This is a genomic window from Actinosynnema sp. NPDC050436, from assembly GCF_040655415.1.
Taxonomy (GTDB): domain Bacteria; phylum Actinomycetota; class Actinomycetes; order Mycobacteriales; family Pseudonocardiaceae; genus Actinosynnema.
Window position 1 is genome coordinate 523,413 of record NZ_JBFAJV010000002.1, and the last position, 16,258, is coordinate 539,670.

At 73.3% G+C, this 16,258-nt stretch carries 18 protein-coding genes and 1 pseudogene; 13 read left to right on the forward strand and 6 right to left on the reverse strand.

Annotation, left to right across the window (positions count from 1 at the left end; translation table 11 throughout):
* The first annotated feature begins 141 nt into the window (after nt 1-141).
* Entirely contained in the window at nt 142-651 is a 510-nt protein-coding gene (locus tag AB0I60_RS06540; protein WP_360726244.1) for a hypothetical protein, read from the forward strand.
* Nucleotides 652-665: 14 nt separating this feature from the next.
* Here the strand turns inward: AB0I60_RS06540 and AB0I60_RS06545 are convergent, their stop codons facing one another.
* The 3 genes from AB0I60_RS06545 to AB0I60_RS06555 all read right to left on the reverse strand — a co-directional run bounded on the left by AB0I60_RS06545 (nt 666) and on the right by AB0I60_RS06555 (nt 3,028).
* A complete protein-coding gene (locus tag AB0I60_RS06545) occupies nt 666-1,280 on the reverse strand; it encodes a pentapeptide repeat-containing protein (RefSeq protein ID WP_360726246.1) in 615 nt (204 codons plus the stop codon).
* Nucleotides 1,281-1,356: 76 nt separating this feature from the next.
* A complete protein-coding gene (locus tag AB0I60_RS06550; protein WP_360726248.1) occupies nt 1,357-2,106 on the reverse strand; it encodes an ABC transporter permease in 750 nt (249 codons plus the stop codon).
* The gene (locus AB0I60_RS06555; protein WP_360726250.1) at nt 2,096-3,028 is read right to left on the reverse strand and encodes an ATP-binding cassette domain-containing protein; all 933 of its coding nucleotides are present in this window, start codon (nt 3,026-3,028) and stop codon (nt 2,096-2,098) included. Before AB0I60_RS06555 ends, AB0I60_RS06550 begins: the two co-directional genes overlap by 11 nt.
* Nucleotides 3,029-3,092: 64 nt before the next feature.
* Between AB0I60_RS06555 and AB0I60_RS06560 the strand changes: the two genes are divergently transcribed.
* Complete coding sequence (locus AB0I60_RS06560) at nt 3,093-3,773, forward strand: TetR/AcrR family transcriptional regulator (RefSeq protein ID WP_360726252.1); 681 nt, start codon at nt 3,093-3,095, stop codon at nt 3,771-3,773.
* A gap of 124 nt (nt 3,774-3,897) precedes the next feature.
* Here AB0I60_RS06560 and AB0I60_RS06565 read toward each other — a convergent pair whose 3' ends face one another.
* Nucleotides 3,898-4,464, reverse strand: a complete 567-nt coding sequence (locus tag AB0I60_RS06565; RefSeq protein ID WP_360726254.1) for a TetR/AcrR family transcriptional regulator — start codon at nt 4,462-4,464, stop codon at nt 3,898-3,900.
* Between the two features lie 86 nt (nt 4,465-4,550).
* On the opposite strand from AB0I60_RS06565, the gene AB0I60_RS06570 reads away from it, so the two are divergent.
* The 3 genes and pseudogenes from AB0I60_RS06570 (at nt 4,551) to AB0I60_RS06580 (ending at nt 7,072) form a co-directional block, all read left to right on the forward strand.
* Nucleotides 4,551-5,729 (forward strand): hypothetical protein, encoded by a 1,179-nt coding sequence (locus tag AB0I60_RS06570; protein WP_360726255.1) that lies wholly within the window; start codon nt 4,551-4,553, stop codon nt 5,727-5,729.
* Between the two features lie 227 nt (nt 5,730-5,956).
* Nucleotides 5,957-6,706 (forward strand): annotated as a pseudogene (locus AB0I60_RS06575) (serine protease); the annotation flags it as partial.
* Nucleotides 6,707-6,793: 87 nt separating this feature from the next.
* Nucleotides 6,794-7,072, forward strand: a complete 279-nt coding sequence (locus tag AB0I60_RS06580) for a proprotein convertase P-domain-containing protein (RefSeq protein ID WP_360726831.1) — start codon at nt 6,794-6,796, stop codon at nt 7,070-7,072.
* A 75-nt stretch (nt 7,073-7,147) separates the two neighbouring features.
* Here AB0I60_RS06580 and AB0I60_RS06585 read toward each other — a convergent pair whose 3' ends face one another.
* Nucleotides 7,148-7,702: a hypothetical protein gene (locus AB0I60_RS06585; RefSeq protein ID WP_360726257.1), complete on the reverse strand. Its 555-nt coding sequence runs from the start codon at nt 7,700-7,702 to the stop codon at nt 7,148-7,150.
* A gap of 137 nt (nt 7,703-7,839) precedes the next feature.
* Between AB0I60_RS06585 and AB0I60_RS06590 the strand changes: the two genes are divergently transcribed.
* The 7 genes from AB0I60_RS06590 to AB0I60_RS06620 all read left to right on the forward strand — a co-directional run bounded on the left by AB0I60_RS06590 (nt 7,840) and on the right by AB0I60_RS06620 (nt 14,569).
* Nucleotides 7,840-8,514: a TetR/AcrR family transcriptional regulator gene (locus AB0I60_RS06590; RefSeq protein ID WP_360726258.1), complete on the forward strand. Its 675-nt coding sequence runs from the start codon at nt 7,840-7,842 to the stop codon at nt 8,512-8,514.
* A gap of 451 nt (nt 8,515-8,965) precedes the next feature.
* Nucleotides 8,966-9,724, forward strand: a complete 759-nt coding sequence (locus AB0I60_RS06595) for a hypothetical protein (RefSeq protein WP_360726260.1) — start codon at nt 8,966-8,968, stop codon at nt 9,722-9,724.
* Nucleotides 9,721-10,860, forward strand: a complete 1,140-nt coding sequence (locus AB0I60_RS06600) for a hypothetical protein (protein ID WP_360726262.1) — start codon at nt 9,721-9,723, stop codon at nt 10,858-10,860. Before AB0I60_RS06595 ends, AB0I60_RS06600 begins: the two co-directional genes overlap by 4 nt.
* A 386-nt stretch (nt 10,861-11,246) precedes the next feature.
* Nucleotides 11,247-12,380, forward strand: coding sequence for a DUF418 domain-containing protein (locus tag AB0I60_RS06605; RefSeq protein WP_360726263.1), 1,134 nt, complete (start codon nt 11,247-11,249; stop codon nt 12,378-12,380).
* Between the two features lie 73 nt (nt 12,381-12,453).
* Nucleotides 12,454-13,203 carry a DUF427 domain-containing protein gene (locus tag AB0I60_RS06610; RefSeq protein ID WP_360726265.1) on the forward strand — a complete coding sequence of 250 codons (750 nt, stop codon included), beginning with the start codon at nt 12,454-12,456 and terminating at the stop codon, nt 13,201-13,203.
* A gap of 216 nt (nt 13,204-13,419) precedes the next feature.
* On the forward strand, nt 13,420-14,040 hold the full coding sequence (locus tag AB0I60_RS06615; RefSeq protein ID WP_360726267.1) for a uracil-DNA glycosylase: 621 nt from the start codon (nt 13,420-13,422) through the stop codon (nt 14,038-14,040).
* 136 nt (nt 14,041-14,176) lie between these two features.
* Entirely contained in the window at nt 14,177-14,569 is a 393-nt protein-coding gene (locus tag AB0I60_RS06620) for a hypothetical protein (protein ID WP_360726269.1), read from the forward strand.
* Here AB0I60_RS06620 and AB0I60_RS06625 read toward each other — a convergent pair.
* The gene (locus AB0I60_RS06625; RefSeq protein WP_360726271.1) at nt 14,512-15,564 is read right to left on the reverse strand and encodes an ATP-dependent DNA ligase; all 1,053 of its coding nucleotides are present in this window, start codon (nt 15,562-15,564) and stop codon (nt 14,512-14,514) included. The genes AB0I60_RS06620 and AB0I60_RS06625 overlap by 58 nt on opposite strands.
* A 112-nt stretch (nt 15,565-15,676) precedes the next feature.
* Here AB0I60_RS06625 and AB0I60_RS06630 point away from each other — a divergent pair, with 112 nt between their 5' ends.
* Nucleotides 15,677-16,192, forward strand: coding sequence for a DinB family protein (locus AB0I60_RS06630; protein ID WP_360726273.1), 516 nt, complete (start codon nt 15,677-15,679; stop codon nt 16,190-16,192).
* Nucleotides 16,193-16,258: the final 66 nt, after the last annotated feature.

Consider the following 16,258-nt stretch of genomic DNA (forward strand, 5'->3'; position numbering starts at 1 on the left):
GACGGTAGCGACCCGCGCCGGAAGCGCTCGCGCACGTCGCCAGGTTCACCCCAACAGGTCACGAGTCCCCACGACGCGGTCGGGACCATGTATCTGTGGTGCGACAGGGCACCCCTGTCCCGGTAGGGGGGAGGACCGGTCATGTCCGATTCGGGGCGGGTGCGCGCGAAGCACGCCAGGCGGTTCGACATGTTCGACGCGAACGACGACGGGGTGGTCCGGCAGCGGGACTTCGCGGGGCTGGCGGAGCGGTTGGTGCGCCGGTTCCGGGTGCCGCCGACGTCGGTGGGGGCCGAACGGGTCCGGGCGGCCTACGAGATGCTGTGGCTGTCGCTGCTGGCGCGCTGCGGCGAGGACGAGCAGGTGACGAAGGCCCGCTTCCTGGAAGCGCTGGACGGCACGGACCTGCCGTGCCGGATCGGGGCGGCGGACGCGGTGGCCGTGCGGGAGTGCGGCGCGGCGGCGGACGGCGTGGTGGACATCGAGCACGTCGCGGAGATCATCGTGGCGATGGGCGCGCACCCCGGTGACGCGCCGGTCATCCGGGAGGCGCTGAAGCGCGACGGCAAGCTCCTGCCGCTGACGGCGGTGACCCGCCTGGTGTCGGGCTTCTTCGCGGACGACGCCCCGTCGGGCCTGTACGGCCGCTGACCACCCGGTGGGGGTCAGCCGATGCGCAGGCCCAGCGCGACGGCGATGGTCAGCGCCTGCTCCGGCTCGATCCGCGCCCCGGCCAGCCCTACCGAGGCCGGGTCGATGCCGGACAGGTCCGAGCCGCGCAGGTCGGCCTTGGCGAAGTCCGCGCCGTGCAGCCACGCGTCGGTCAGGTCGACGCCGGTGAAGTCCGCGCCCTGGCAGCGCGCGCCGGTCAGGTCCACGTCGTTGAGCCGGACCCCGTTGAACGACGCGCGCCGCAGGTCCAGCCCCGCCATCCCGGTGAACGACCAGTCGCCGCCCCGCACCTTGAGCAGGTCGTAGGAGCCGCCGTCGAACGTGCTGCCGACCAGCTTGCAGTCGGTGAACGTGGCGTCGAAGAACTCGCACCGGACGAACGCGCAGTTCACGAACGCCGCCCCGGTGTGGGTCGACGCGTTGAACTCCACGCCCCGGAACACGCACCCGGTGAACGCCGACCCCCGGTTGTCCAGGCCCGCCATGTCCACGTCGACGAACTCGGTCCGCTCGTACTGCTCGCCGTCGACGTCGGTGACGGTCCAGTCCCGGTCGCGCACGGTCCGGTCGGTCTGCGGTGTCGGGGTGCTCCGTCTGCGTTCGGCCACGCCGGAACTATGCCAAGCCCGACCGCCCACCGTGACCGGACCCGGAGAAGACGCGCCCCCTCGGCCGCGATGCCGGTCAGGGGGTGGTGCGGCGGCGGAACAGCACGGCCGTGCCCGCGACGCCCACGACGGTGAACGACGTGCACCACAGCACCGCCGCCACGCCCGAACCGCCGACCGGGCCGCTCATCATCAAGCCCCGCAACGTTTCGATGACCGGCGTCACCGGCTGGTGCTCGGCCAGCCCGCGCAACGCCGCCGGCATGGTGTCGGTCGGCACGAACGCGCTGCTCAGGTACGGCAGGAACATCACCACGAAGGAGAACGCCCCGGCCGCTTCCGGCGTGCGGGCGAGCAGCCCGAAGCACGCCGCGAGCCACGACACGCCGCCCATGAACAGCAGCAGGACACCCACTGCGGCCAGCCACGCGAGCGGCCCGCCGGTCGGCCGGAAGCCGATCAGCAGCGCCACCCCGAGCACCAGCGACGTGGACACGACGTTGCGCGCCACGCTCGCCGCCACGTGCCCGACCAGCACCGAGGAGCCGGCGATCGGCAGCGACCGGAACCGGTCGATCACGCCCTTGGTCATGTCCGCGTTCACGCCCACCGCCGTGCCCGCCGCGCCGTACCCCGCGCACAGCAGGATGATGCCGGGCACCACGTAGTCGACGTACTGGACGCCCACGGCGATCGCGCCGCCGAACACGAAGACGAACAGCAGCAGGATCACCACGGGCAGGATCACCGCCACCAGCAACGCGTCCACGCTGCGCGCGCTGTGCCGCAGCCCGCGCCCGATGAACGTCAGCGAGTCACGCAGCACCGCGCACCCCCGGTCCGGTCAGCGACAGGAACACCTCGTCCAGCGTCGGTCGGCGCAGCTCCAGCCGGTCCACCGGGACGCCGCGCCGGTCCAGCAGGTCGAGCACCTCGCGCACGTGCCGCGCGCTGCCGTCGCCGGGCACCCGCAGGCACAGGCGCCGCGCGTCCGGCAGGCCGTCGAGGGCCGCCGCCGCTCCGTCCAGCGCGGCCCGGTCGGGGAGGAACAGCTCGACCGTCCCCGCCCCGGCCCGGTCCTTGAGCTCCGAGGCGGTGCCCTCGGCGGCGATCGCGCCCCCGTGCAGCACGGCGATCCGGTCGGCCAGCCGGTCCGCCTCCTCCAGGTACTGGGTGGTGAGCAGGACGGTCACGCCGGAGCGGGCGAGGTCCGCGACGGCCGCCCACACCCCGGCGCGGCTGCGCGGGTCCAGGCCGGTGGTCGGCTCGTCCAGGAACAGCACCTCGGGTCGGACGACCAGGCTCGCCGCCAGGTCCAGCCGGCGGCGCATCCCGCCGGAGTAGGCCGCCACCCGGCGGTCCGCCGCGTCGGCGAGGTCGAACCGCTCCAGCAGGTCCGCCGCGCGCTCCCGCGCCGCCCGCCGGTCCAGCCGGCGCAGCCGGGCCATCATCGCCAGGTTCTCCCGGCCGGTGAGCAGTTCGTCCACGGCGGCGTACTGGCCGGTGAGGCTGATCGCCGCGCGCACCTGCCGGGGCCGGGCGACGACGTCGTGGCCGGCGACCCGGGCGGTGCCGCCGTCCGGGCGGAGCAGCGTGGCCAGGATGCGCACGGCCGTGGTCTTGCCCGCGCCGTTCGGGCCGAGCAGCGCGAACACCTCACCCCGGCGCACGGCCAGGTCGAGCCCCCTCAGCACGGCGGTGCCCCCGAACGACCGGCGGAGGCCCACCGCCTCGACTGTGTATGTCATAAACTCAGTGTATGCCATACACACGACTAGACTGCAAGGCCGCGACGAGCACGGATGCGAGGACATGGGCGACTCGGTGTGGGCACGGCTGGACAGGGAACCGAGGCAGGGGCTGAGCGTGCGGCGCATCGTGCGGGCCGCGATCGAGCTGGCCGACGCGGACGGGCTGGCCGCCGTGTCCATGGCCCGCGTCGCCGAACGCCTGGGCTTCACCACGATGTCCCTCTACCGGCACGTGCGCGGCAAGGACGAGCTGCTGCTGCTCGTCGTGGACGCCCTCGCCGAGCCGCCCGCCTGCCTCGCCGAGCCCTTCGACGGGTGGCGCGCGGGCATGGAGCGGTGGTGCCGCGAGCACCTCGCCGCGCTGCGCCGGCACCCGTGGGTGCTCCAGGTCCGGCCGTCCGAGCCGCCCAGCACGCCCAACCAGCTGGCGTGGATGGACCACGGCCTGCGCGTGCTGGAGGAGACCCCGCTCCCGGCCGTGGACCGGATGTCGGTCCTGATGCTGTGCACGGGGTTCGTCATGGGCCAGGCGCGGTTCGCCGCCGACGTGGGAGCCGAGGCGGAACGGGCCTACGGCGCCACGCTGGACCGGGCGGTGGACGCCGGGCGCTACCCGGCGCTGCGCCGGGTCGTGGACGCCGGCGCGTTCGGCGCGGGCGGTGCCGACGAGGAGCACGACTTCACGTTCGGCCTGGCCCGGCTGATGGACGGCGTGGAGAGCCTGGTGCGCGAGCGGGGCTGACCGTCCGACCCTTCCCGGCGTCGGGGTGATCGGTCGGGGAGGCTGCATAGGTGTCCCGAATGCCTGATTGGCCGATCACTCACTCAGGACTTCGGCGAGCGGCCGGGGGTGCTCGCCGTCCGGGTCAGTAGTGGCGGATGCCCGCCGAGAGGGTGCGGGCCCACGGGGCGTCGACCTCGCCCGCGTCGACCGCCACGACGAGGTGGCACAGCATCCCGCGCGCGAAGAACTCCTGCACCCGCCGCTCGTCCGCCCCCGACACGCCGCGCACGTACTCGACGGTCCGGGCGTAGCCGCGCTGGAGCACCGCGCGCACGGCGGGCTCGGAGATCGCCGCGCACTGGGCGTGCATCTGCACCCGGAGCAGGGCATCTTCCTCTGCGATCAGCCTCGCGTACACCTCGCCCATGGCGTGCAGCACCGCGTCCGGGTCGCTGCCCCGGGCCTCGGCCACGCCGTCGCCCAGGCTCTCCCGGATGCGCGCGAAGCACCGCTCCACGACCGCCAGGAACAGCGCCTCCTTGTCCGGGAACAACCGGTAGACGTAAGCCTGCGAGATGCCCGCCGCCTTGGCGACCTCACCGGTCGTGGTGCCGTAGTAGCCCTTCGCGCCGAACGTGCCCAGCGCGGTGCGCAGGACCGTCTCGCGGCGTTCGTCGGCAGTGGACAGTCGGCGTTCCGGCGGCGGCATGGGACTAACCAAACACTCACACCTGGCGCTGTCAAGTTCCCCGATCAGTGCTCGCGCCGGGCCGGTCCGGTGCCTAGGGTGCCCGCATGTCACGTCGCTGGGTGCCCCGGGTGGCCCTGCTCGCCGTCGCCCTCGCCGCCTGCGGCACCCCGGCCCCGGCGGCGGCGCCTCCGCCCGCCACCCCGGCTCAGACCACCCCGTCTCAGGCCACCCCGGCTCGGACCACCACGACGACGCCCGCCCCGGTGACCACGACGCCGTCCACGACGTCGACCACCCGCCCGAAACCGCCGCCGGCGGGCAACCCCGCCGGCACGGCGGTCGTGCCGGCCGAGGCCGGGCCGGAGGACGTCACCGCGCCCACCACCGTGGTCGGCACGGGCACGCCCGCCGGCTGCACCTCCCAGGCGGTGGTCGCGGCCGTCGCGGCCGGCGGCGTGATCACGTTCGACTGCGGCCCCGAGCCGGTCACCATCACCATGGCCGCCACCGCGAAGGTGCGCAACGACGGCCCGCGCGACGTCGTGGTCGACGGCGGCGGCCTGGTCACGCTCAGCGGCGGCGGCCGGCACCGCATCCTCTACCAGAACACCTGCGACGCGGCGCTGGGCATCACCACCGCGCACTGCCAGGACCAGGACCACCCCCGGCTGAGCATCCAGAACCTGACCCTGGCCGACGGCGACGCGACCGGCGACACCGTCGAGGGCGGCGGTGGCGGCGCGGTGTTCGTGCGCGGTGGGCGGGTGAAGGTGGTCGACTCCCGCTTCCAGGGCAACCGCTGCGACCAGGCGGGGCCCGACGTCGGCGGCGCGGCCATGCGGGTGCTCGGCCAGCACGGCGGCCGGCCCGTGTACGTCTCCGGCAGCTCGTTCAGCGGCGGCGTGTGCGCGAACGGCGGGGCGGTGAGCAGCATCGGCGTCTCGTGGGTGATCCTCAACAGCGTGCTGAGCGGCAACTCGGCGGTCGGCCGGGGCGCGAACCCGGCCCGCGCGGGCACGCCCGGCGGCGGCAGCGGCGGCGCGGTCTACGTCGACGGCAACCGGTTCACGGTCCGCGTCGCGGGCTCGGTGGTGGAGGACAACCGGGCGAACGAGGGCGGCGGTGCGGTGTTCTTCGTCAGCAACGACCGCAGCGGCACGTTGTCCGTCGAGTCCTCGACGTTGCGGCGCAACCCGAGCGCGGGCTTCGAGACCCCCGGCTACCGGGGGATCTTCTTCCTGGGCGCGGAAAATCCGGCCGTGAGTGGTTCAACCATTCAGTAACAGCGCGGAATCGGGCGCGGGACCGGAAGAAATCCCGTCGTTCGTCGGATTGTGAGCGGGGCTTGCGGCTGCGCATCATGAGCCGCCGGCGCGAAGCCGGAGCTCGATCCCTGTGACTCGACGTCCGGCCACCCTGCACGCACCACCCCGGCCGGGCGCGGGAAGGAACGACTGTGCGTCACACAGCGCGAAAGGCGCTCGCCCTCGCCGCGGGCATCGCCGCGACCCTGGCCGCGTTCGGCGGCCAAGCCCACTCCGCTCCCCAGCCGCCGGACCCCGGCGGCGTCACCCCGCAGGTCGTCGGCGGCACGCAGGCCGCCAAGGGCGAGTTCCCGTGGATGGTCCGCCTGTCCATGGGCTGCGGTGGCGCGATGTACACCGAGCAGCTGGTGCTCACCGCCGCCCACTGCGTCAACAGCACGGGCAACAACACCGGCATCACCGCGACCTACGGCGTGGCCGACCTCCAGGACTCGTCGGCGGTCAAGCGGACCTCCACCTACGTCCACCGGTCGCCGACGTACCCGACCTCGACCGGCGGCGACTGGGCGCTGATCAAGCTCGCCAGCCCCATCGCCGGTGCCGCGCTGCTGCCGATCGCCACCACGGGCACGTACAACTCCGGCGTGTTCACCGTCGCGGGCTGGGGCGCCACCCGCGAGGGCGGCGGCCAGTCGCGCTACCTGATGAAGGCCCAGGTCGACTTCATCGACGACACCACCTGCAAGAACGCCGACCCGTACTACCGCAACCTCAAGCCGGCCGCCGAGATCTGCGCGGGCGACCTGGCCCGGGGCGGCATCGACACCTGCCAGGGCGACTCGGGTGGCCCGATGTTCCGCCGGGACGGCGCGGGCGCGTGGATCCAGGTCGGCATCGTCAGCCACGGCAACGGGTGCGCGCGGGCCAACAACCCGGGCGTCTACACCGAGGTCAGCACGTTCGCGTCGGCCATCAAGGCGGCGGCGGACAACCTCGGCGGCACGCCGAACCCGCCCGGCAAGACGTTCGAGAACGCGAACAACGTGAACATCCCGGACGCGGGCGCGGGCGTGTTCAGCGATGTGACCGTCAGCGGCATCACCGGCAACGCCCCGTCGACCCTGAAGGTCACCGTCGACATCAAGCACTCCTACAGCGGTGACGTCGTGCTCGACCTGGTCGCGCCGGACGGCTCGTCCTACCGCTTGAAGAACTCCAGCAACACCAGCACGCCCAACATCAACACGACGTACACGGTGAACGCCTCCTCCGAGGTCGCGAACGGCACCTGGCGCCTGAAGGCCCAGGACGTGTACGCGCAGGACACCGGCTACATCGACCTCTGGAAGCTCACCTTCTAGTCCTCCCGGAGGTCGTGCGCGCACGAGACGGGGCCCGCTGCGAGGGTGGGCCCCGTCGACGCGTGTCAGGGGCTCTTACCTGCTGCGCCACAGCTTCCAGGCGACCAGCGCGCACCCGACCATCATCAGCGCGCCGTGCGCGATGCGTGCGGCGGGCGGGGTGAAGAACTGGGGCAGGAACAGCGCGAACGCCACCGCGTAGGGGACGGCGAGCGCCTTCAGTTCTACTGCGACCAGGATCGCGCCGGCGGCGAGCAGGAGCAGGCCGAGGGCGAACACCGTGATGGCGGCGGGCTGGTAGCGGACGGCGTCGACCAGGTCCACCAGGGCCGGGTCCGGGTGCTGCGCCGCCCGCGCGCCGATGGCGTGCAGGCCGAAGGTCTCCGCGCCGTAGTAGGGCAGCGTGAGACCCGCGCCGAGTGCGGTCACCAGGGCCGCCCGGCGGACCGGCAGGGCGATGGCGACCAGGACGAACCCCGCCACGGCGCACAGGTGGGCGACCACCCACGCGGTGGTGCCCATGACCGCCGGCCCCTCGGCCACCGTCTCGTCCGAGTACGGCCGGAGCACCGGGTAGAGCAGGAACAGCACGCCGGCGAGGCCGAACGCGCCGACTCGGTACCTGGTCATGGTCGCCTCCATGAGCACTAGTCGTTCTTGAGAGCACTGCTCTCTTGTGCGGAATGGTGGCGGGGTCGGGCGGCGCCTGTCCAGAGCGGTGCTCTCCTTTGTTGCACCTGCTCTCTCGGTCGGCCATCATCGTCGCCATGACGGCCACACCCAGGCAGCGCGCGCGGGCGCAGGCGATCGAGGACATCAAGCGGATCGCCCGCGAGCAGTTGGCGAGCGAGGGCAGCGCGGCGTTGTCGCTGCGGGCCATCGCCCGCGAGCTGGGGATCGTGTCGTCGGCGGTCTACCGGTACGTGCCCAGCCGGGACGAGCTGCTGACCATGCTGATCATCGACGCCTACAACTCGCTGGGCGACGCGGTCGAGGCGGCCGAGGCCGCGTGCGCGCGGGACGACCTGGCCGGGCGGTGGCGGGCGATCGGCACGGCGTCGCGGGACTGGGCCGTCGCCCGGCCCTCGGAGTACGCGCTCATCTACGGCAGCCCCGTCCCCGGCTACCACGCCCCGGTGGAGCGGACCGGCGAGCCGGGGACGAGGGTGTCGATGCTGCTGATGGCGCTGCTGGCGGACGTCCAGCGCGGCCGTCCGGCGGTCGCCGTGGCCGGGCCGCTGGGCGGCGACTTCGCCGTGCTGCGCGACTTCCTCGGCCTGGACATCGGCGACGACCTGCTGGCGCGCGGGTTCCTGGCGTTCTCGGCGCTGTTCGGGGTGATCAGCTTCGAGCTGCACGGGCAGTACGTCGGCAGCCTGACCGACTGCCGGGCGCACTTCGACCACCAGCTGGGCTCCCTCGCGTCCCTGCTGGGCATCTAGAACGCGCATTGTCCGCCGGGTAGTCGCACCTCCGGTGAAACGTTTCCCGATCGCGCGCACAACCGCCTTTCGGGGCCTTCCGGTGACCGTCCGAAGTCGGTGCGCGAGTTGGGTGGGCGCGGCGGTGAGCGCTTTTCGCGTCACCCGGAACGGAATGCGCGACCCGGACGGCGTGACCGGTTTTCGGAACCAGGTCGTTTCACGACGGAGCGTCGTGGCGTCGGCGACACGGTCGGAGCAACCCGGTACCCCGACAAGGGGTGTCGGTCCGCACTCGCGCGGACTAACCCGGTTGAGCGTCCCCTGAAGGTGTACGTGTTTCACCTGACGGTTTGGCATTCCGTGGCACACGGATGAACGGCCTTGTTGCCGGAACCGTCGGCTCACTACCTTTCGAGAGCGATGAATTCGCGGATCTGTGGAATTCGTCCCGGGTGGTGAGAGGACCGCGATGAACGTGTACGCCACGGGTCTGCTGTGGGTCGGTGGCGCAGCCGTGGTGGCCGCCCTGCTGGCCTACGTGATCCGGAAGTACGGCCTCGAAGAAGGTCGCGCGGCCAACAACGAGGCGGCCGGGCAGGTGTTCACCATCGTGGGCGGCCTGCACGCCGTCCTGGTGGCGTTCGTGCTGATCGCCCTGTTCGACGCGGTCGGCGAGGCCGGTGACGCGGCGTACAAGGAAGCGGACGGCCTGGTCGCCGCGACCTGGGCGGCCGACGCGCTGTCGAGGGCCACCGGCGACGAGGTGCGCGGGCTGTCCCGCGCCTACGCGACCACGGTGATCGACGAGGAGTGGCCGAACCTGGTGGAGGGCCGCGAGTTCGAGTCCGAGGGCTGGAACCAGCTCGACCGCATCCGCCAGGTGGTGGCCGCCGCGCCCGCCGACGACGAGTGGCAGATCGACCGCAAGAAGGAGGCGGCGAGCCAGCTCTGGCAGGTCTACCAGGCCCGGCAGTCCCGGCTGGACGCGGCAGGCGGCGGTGTCGACTCCGTGGTGTGGTTCGTGCTCGTGCTCGGCTCCGTGCTGTCGATCGGCCTGCCGCTGCTGTTCGGCGGCCCGCTGATGCGCACGCACGTCGTCATCGTCGCCACGCTGGCCGCCACCATCACGATGCTGCTCTACGCGACCTACCAGCTCCAGAACCCCTACGGCGGCGGCGCGGAGCTGTCGCCCGACGCGTTCCGGCTGGCTTTGGAGCGGTTCGGGTGATCGAGGCGCTGGCGGTGGCGGTCTGCTCGACCATCCAGGTCGAGGCGGGCCACCACGGGCCGTCCTCGGTGTTCGCCGTCGACCTGCCGGCCGGCTTCGTGCGCGAGCTGGGGACGGTGGACGCGCGGCTGAACGCGATCGGCTACTCCGCGCCGCAGGACCGGGTGTACGGGGTGGACGACGACGGCCGGGTGGTCGCGCTGGACCGGACGGGCCGCCTGCTCGACCTGCCCTCACGCCCGTCGCACGTGCTGCGGCACGCGACCGCCGGCGCGGTCGTCGGCGAGCGGCTGGTGGTGCGGGTCGCCAACCTGCTGCTGTCGGTCGACGTCGACCCGGCCAGCGACCACTACCTCCGGGTCGTGCACGAGACGTGGCTGTGGGCGGTGCCGGAGGCGGTCACCGTGGACGACTTCGACGTCAACCCGGCGGACGGCCTGCTGTACGGCGTGGCGACGTCCGGGCACGGCCGCGCGTCCGTGGTCACGCTCGACCCGTCGTCGGGCCAGGTGCGCCGGGTGCCCGGCGCGGGCCGGCTGCCCGGCGGTGACGCGTACGGGGCGGTGGTGTTCGGCCGCGACGGCGCGCTGTACGCGACGAACAACGGGGTGGACGGCCGCAGCACGCTGTACCGGGTCGCGCTGGACGGGTCGGGCGCGGTGTCGGAGATCGTGGCGCGGCCCGCCGTGCACACCGTGGACGCGGCCGGCTGCCTGTCCGTGCCACCGGTCGTCGACCCGCCGGACCCGACCCCCGAGCCGACTCCGGACCCGACCCCCGACCCCACCCCGGACCCGACCCCGGACCCCACCCCCGAGCCGACCCCGGACCCGACCACGCCCAGCCGCCCCGGCGTGCCCCAGGTCCCGGTCCCCCCGATCCCGGGTGCGCCCCTGGTACCCCCACCGCCCGCGCCGACCGCCCCGCCGCCGGACGACCCCACCACGAGCCCGGTCCAGCCCCCGACCACGCCGCCCACGTCGAGGACGCGCATCCACGTGGCCGCCGAGCCGCGCGCCCAGGAGGTCACGACGATGAACCGGGGCGTCCGCGACCAGCGCCGCTGGGGCCTGGTGGCCGTGCTGCTGATCCTCGGAGCAGGAGCCCTGGCCCGCCAGCACGCCCGCCACCGCTAGCGGTCCTGCGTCGAGGGGGGCGCCCGGCCGCAGACCGGCCGCCGCTGCCCGCCTGCCCGCTGCCCGCCGCCGCCGCCCGGCCGCCGCTGCCTGCCCGCCGCCGCTGCCCGGCGCCGCTGCCTGCCCGCCACCGCTGGCCGGCCGCCGCTGGCCGCCGGGTGCGGTGCGGGCCTGATGGAGGCTGCCCGACCACCGCCCCGCCCTGCGCCCCGCGCGCCGCCGTCGCGTCGTGCCGTCGCGGTGCCGTGTCGTCCGGAGCCCCCGCGTCCGGCTCGGCGTTCTCCGGAGTTCGGCGTCCTCCGAAGTGTGGAGGCCCGGCACGACCATCGGACGACTCGGCGGACCGGTGCCCGGCCCTAGCTTTTCCGGTCGGGGAGGCACTGCACATGAGTGGACTGCACACGAGTGGTCGGATCGCGGCGCTGGACGTGCTGCGCGGCGTGGCGATCCTGGGCACGCTCGGCACCAACATCTGGATCTTCACCGACCCGGCCGGGCCGGGTGGGTTCCTGCGGGGTGCTTCGGGGTACGGCGAGGCGCTGCTGCGGATGGTCAGCAACGGGAAGTTCCTGGCACTCCTCTCCATCCTGTTCGGGATCGGGCTGGCGGTGCAGCACCGGTCGGCGGTGCGGCGCGGCCAGCGGTGGCCCGGGTGGTACCTGTGGCGCTCGGCGTTGCTGATGGTGGAGGGGGCGCTGCACTTCGTGCTCATCTTCGAGTTCGACGTGCTCATGTTCTACGCGCTGGTCTCGGTCCTGGTGGCGTTCGTCGTGGGACGCGGGGCGCGGGCCGTGCGGGGGTGGTTGATCGGGGCGGCGGTCGTGCACCTGGCGGTCGTGGGCGTCGTGACGCTGGGGCTGCTCGCCGGGCAGGCGTCGCTGGACGGCGGCGGGTTGGCGATCGACACGTCCGGCTGGTGGGCGCACGTGCAGTCGCGGCTGGACCACGTCGTGGCGCTGCGGCTGGAAGCGGTGTTCGTGCTGCCGCTGAGCACCGTGCTGTTCCTGGCCGGTGCGGTGCTCCTGCGCGCCGGTGCGCTGGAGGACTCCGCGCGGGGGCACCGGCTCCAGCGCCGGTTGGTGTGGTGGGGGCTGGGCGCTGGGCTGCCGCTGAACGTGCTGACCACGCTGGCCGGCGGTGCGTGGTTCGCGGTCGACCGCTACCTGTGCGCGCCGCTGGTGGCGTTCGGCCTGCTCGGCGGGATCACCGCGCTGGTGCACCGGATGCGTGCCGAACCGGGGGTGCTGCGCCGGGGCGTCACGTCGGTGGGGCGGGCCGCGCTGTCCTGCTACATCGGGCAGAACCTGATCGCGTCGGTGCTGTGCTACCGGTGGGGCCTGGACCTGGTGGGCCGGTTCGGTCACCTGGGGGTGTGGTTCACGGTCGGGATGTGGGCCGTGGTGTCGGCGCTGCTGCTGCTCGGGGCGTCCTGGTGGATGCGGCGGTTCCACCGGGGGCCGGTCGAGGCGGTGTGGCACTGGGCCTACCGCGCACCGCAACGCCGCCCGGCGGCGGTGTGACGCTCCCTCCACAGTGGACCGGGCAGCTCCAGGGGGCTCGTGCGGGTGGTGGGTGCGGCGTAACGTCGGCGGCATGACTGCGGAGCGCGGACGGGTGCGGGTCGAGACCGGGGCCAAGCGGGTGCGGGCCTACCTGGCGGGCTCGCTGGTGGCGGACACGGTCCGACCCGCCCTGGTGTGGGAGAAGCCGTACTACCCGACGTACTACGTCCCGGTCGAGGACGTCCGGGCGGCGCTCGTGGCGACCGGCGACGTGCAGCGCTCGCCCAGCCGGGGCACGGGCGAGGTGCACGACGTGAAGGTCGCGGACGTGGTGGCGGCCGGCGCGGCGCTGACCTACCCGGACTCGCCGCTGGAGGCGCTGCGCGGCCTGGTGCGGCTGGAGTGGGACGCGATGGACGAGTGGTTCGAGGAGGACGAGCCCGTCTACGTCCACCCGCGCAGCCCCTACACGCGGGTCGACGCGCTGCCCAGCAGCCGGCACGTGCGGGTCGAGGTCGGTGGCGTGACGGTCGCCGAGTCGCGGCGGCCGGTGGTCCTGTTCGAGACCGGGCTGCCCGCGCGGTACTACCTGCCGATGACCGACGTGCGGATGGACCTGTTGCGCCGCACCGAGTTGCGGACGAGCTGCCCGTACAAGGGCACGGCGGGGTACTGGTCGGTCGTGGTGGGGGACGAGGTGCACGAGAACCTCGCGTGGGGGTACCGGACGCCGCTGCCGGAGAGCCGCGCCGTGGCGGGGCTGGTGTCGTTCTACAACGAGAAGGTCGACATCTACGTCGACGGTGTGCGCGAAGAGCGACCGCGAACCCAGTTCAGTTAACTCGTTCGGGCGCTTTCGCTGTCACATCATCGTGATCCGGGTCGTCGCCGGCGGGACCGGCGACCCGGTCCGTCGAGTGCTCTGCCAGGCGCGGACCTCCTGCGGGAGGCATCGGCACGGGGTCGGGCCACCCGCGACCCGACCTGCGTCACCGCCCGGGTTGCCCACCCGGACGGAGGATGGTCGTCAGTCGTCGTTCCGGTGGAAAGTCGGCGGGTGCCCTCCAACGTGTTCCCGGCGTCGCCCAAAGGCCACCGCGACCCCCGGATCGTCGCCCGCAAGATGACGCTCCTCCAGGCCCCGCACATGAAGCCGCTCACCGAGTTCGCCCGCAGGATCGCGGGCGACCGCAAGGTCGACGTGCCGCTGTTCGACCCCGCGAGCGGCGGCGTCAAGGCGAAGGTGCTGCTCCTGCTGGAGTCGCCGGGACCGGCCGCGACCACGACGAGGGCCGGCTCCGGCCTGATCTCGCTGGACAACGACGACCAGACCGCCGTGAACGGGTTCACCGCCCTCAAGGAGGCGGGGCTGTCCCGCGAGGTGTGCCTGAACTGGAACGTCGTCCCCTGGTACCTCAAGGGCCCGACCCCGACGCCCGCCGACCTGCGCGCCGCCGTGCCGTACCTGGTGGAGCTGCTCGGGATGCTGAAGGAGCTGAAGGTGGTCGTCGTCCTCGGCACGCCCGCCGGCACCGGCTGGAACCTGTCCGGGCGCGGGTACGGCCTGAAGGTGATCAACGCGCCGCACCCGTCGCCGCAGTCCGTCAACCGCGACCGGGCCACCCGCTGGCCGCAGCTCGTGGGAGCGTTCCGGCAGGCGGCGGACGCGCTGAAGTAACCCCTCGGGCGATCATTTCGCACCGGTCGGGTGAGAATCGGAACCGGTGCACCGGGGAATCCTCCGGACAGGTGTCGAAACCGATCCCGGCTCCTTCGTCGAACGGGTAGTGGGGCACCCGGAAGGAGCTTGTGCCATGACCATCCCGCTCACCCACCGCGACTGGTCGGTCCTCCGCGCCGTCGAGGCGGGCCGCTGCGCCTACGCCGCCGGCACGCTGCTGATCGACGGAGTGTGCTGCTGCGACCAGTTCCTCGGCTCCCGCCTGGCGAGCGCGGGCCTGATCGCCCGGGGTCCGGGTCCCGCCCGGCTGACCACGGCCGGTCACGCGCTGCTCGACCAGTCGCGGCTCGCACCGGGCGCACTCACCGCCCCACCCACCCCGACCGGGGTCGCCCCGACCGGGGGCGCCTCAGCAGGAGTCGCCCTGACCGCAGCCGCTTCCCCGGGGCTCGCCCCGGCGGGGCCGGATCAGGGGCCGAACACCGCGTTGAGCTCGGCCGGCGGCACCTCGTCGAGCTGGCGGTAGGTGCACGAGTCGGGCGCGCGGTCCGGGCGGAAGCGGACCAGCCTGGCCGTGTGCCGGAACCGCGTGCCCTGCACGTGCTCGTACCGCACCTCGGCGACCAGCTCCGGCCGCAGCGGCTCCCAGGACAGCACCTTGTCGGGGGCCCACCGGCTCTGGCCGCCGGTCGTGGCGGCGTCGGCCCCCGCCCACCCGCCCCACGGGTGGGCGTCCAGCGCGCCCGCCCGCAACGGCTCCAGCTCGGTCAGCAGCTCACGCCGCCGGGCGGCGGTGAAACTGCTCGCCACGCCCACGTGGTGCAGCACGCCGTCGTCGTCGTAGAGACCGAGGAGCAGCGAGCCGACCCCTTCACCGTCCTTGTGCCGGCGGTAGCCCGCGACCACGCAGTCGGCCGTGCGCTCGTGCTTGACCTTCCACATCACGCGGCGGTCCTGCTCGTAGGGCAGGTCGGTGCGCTTGGCGACCACGCCGTCGAAGCCCGCGCCCTCGAACCGGGTGAACCAGTCCTGCGCCACGTCCGGGTCGTCGGTCGCCGGCGTCAGGTAGAGGCCGGGCGTCTCGGCCAGCGCGTCGGCCAGCAGCGCGCGGCGCTGCCCGAACGGCACCCCGGTCAGGTCGCGGTCACCCAGCGCGAGCAGGTCGAACGCGACGAACGACGCGGGCGTCTCCACGGCCAGCTTGCGCACCCGTGACGCCGCCGGGTGCAGGCGCAGTTGCAGCAGCTCGAAGCTCAGCCCGTCGGGGGTGACGATGACGACCTCGCCGTCCACCACGCACCGCTGCGGCAGGCCCCGCGCCAGCAGCTCGGCGACCTCCGGGAAGTACCGGGTGAGCGGCCGGTCGTTGCGGGAGCCCAGCTCCAGCTCGTCGCCGTCGCGGAACACCACGCACCGGAAGCCGTCCCACTTCGGCTCGTAGACCAGGCCCGGCTCACGCGGCACCTCGCGCACGGCCTTGGCCAGCATCGGGCGCACGGGCGGCATCACGGGCAGGTCCACGGGGGGAGCGTAAGCCGGGGGAGGTTTTTTCACCCGGCCGCCGAATCGAGGACCGGATCTGTCCGCATTGGGTTTTAGAGTTGGTCCCAACGACGAAGAGAGAAGGTCCGCCATGACGAACACCACCACGCCGAGCACCGCGCTCACCACCGAGCTGGCCGACCTGCTCAGCACCCTGGCGACGCACCGGGGCTTCCTGCGCTACACCGCGCAGGGCCTGACCGACGAGCAGGCCGCGGCGACCCCGACCGCGAGCGCGCTGTCCGTGGCCGGGCTGATCAAGCACGTCCGCGCCGTCGAGGAGAGCTGGATGCGGTTCGCGGTCGGCGGCGCGGAGCTGATGGAGAGCGTGCCGGCCGACTGGGAGAACGGTTTCCGGATGCTGCCCGGCGAGACCCTGGAGGGCCTGCTCGCCGACTACGAGGAGACCGCGCGCAAGACCGAGGAGATCGTGGTCGGCCTGGACCTGGACAAGGCTCACCCGCTGCCGGTCGCGCCCTGGTTCGAGCCGGGTGCCGTGCGGACGGTCCGCCGGGTGCTGCTGCACGTGATCGCCGAGACCTCCCAGCACGCCGGGCACGCCGACATCATCCGGGAGTCGCTCGACGGCCAGAAGACGATGGGCTGATCACTCCCCGCAGGCGCGGGCCGCCCGCGTATTCCGGGTTCCGCTTCCGGATGGTCGTGAGCTTTC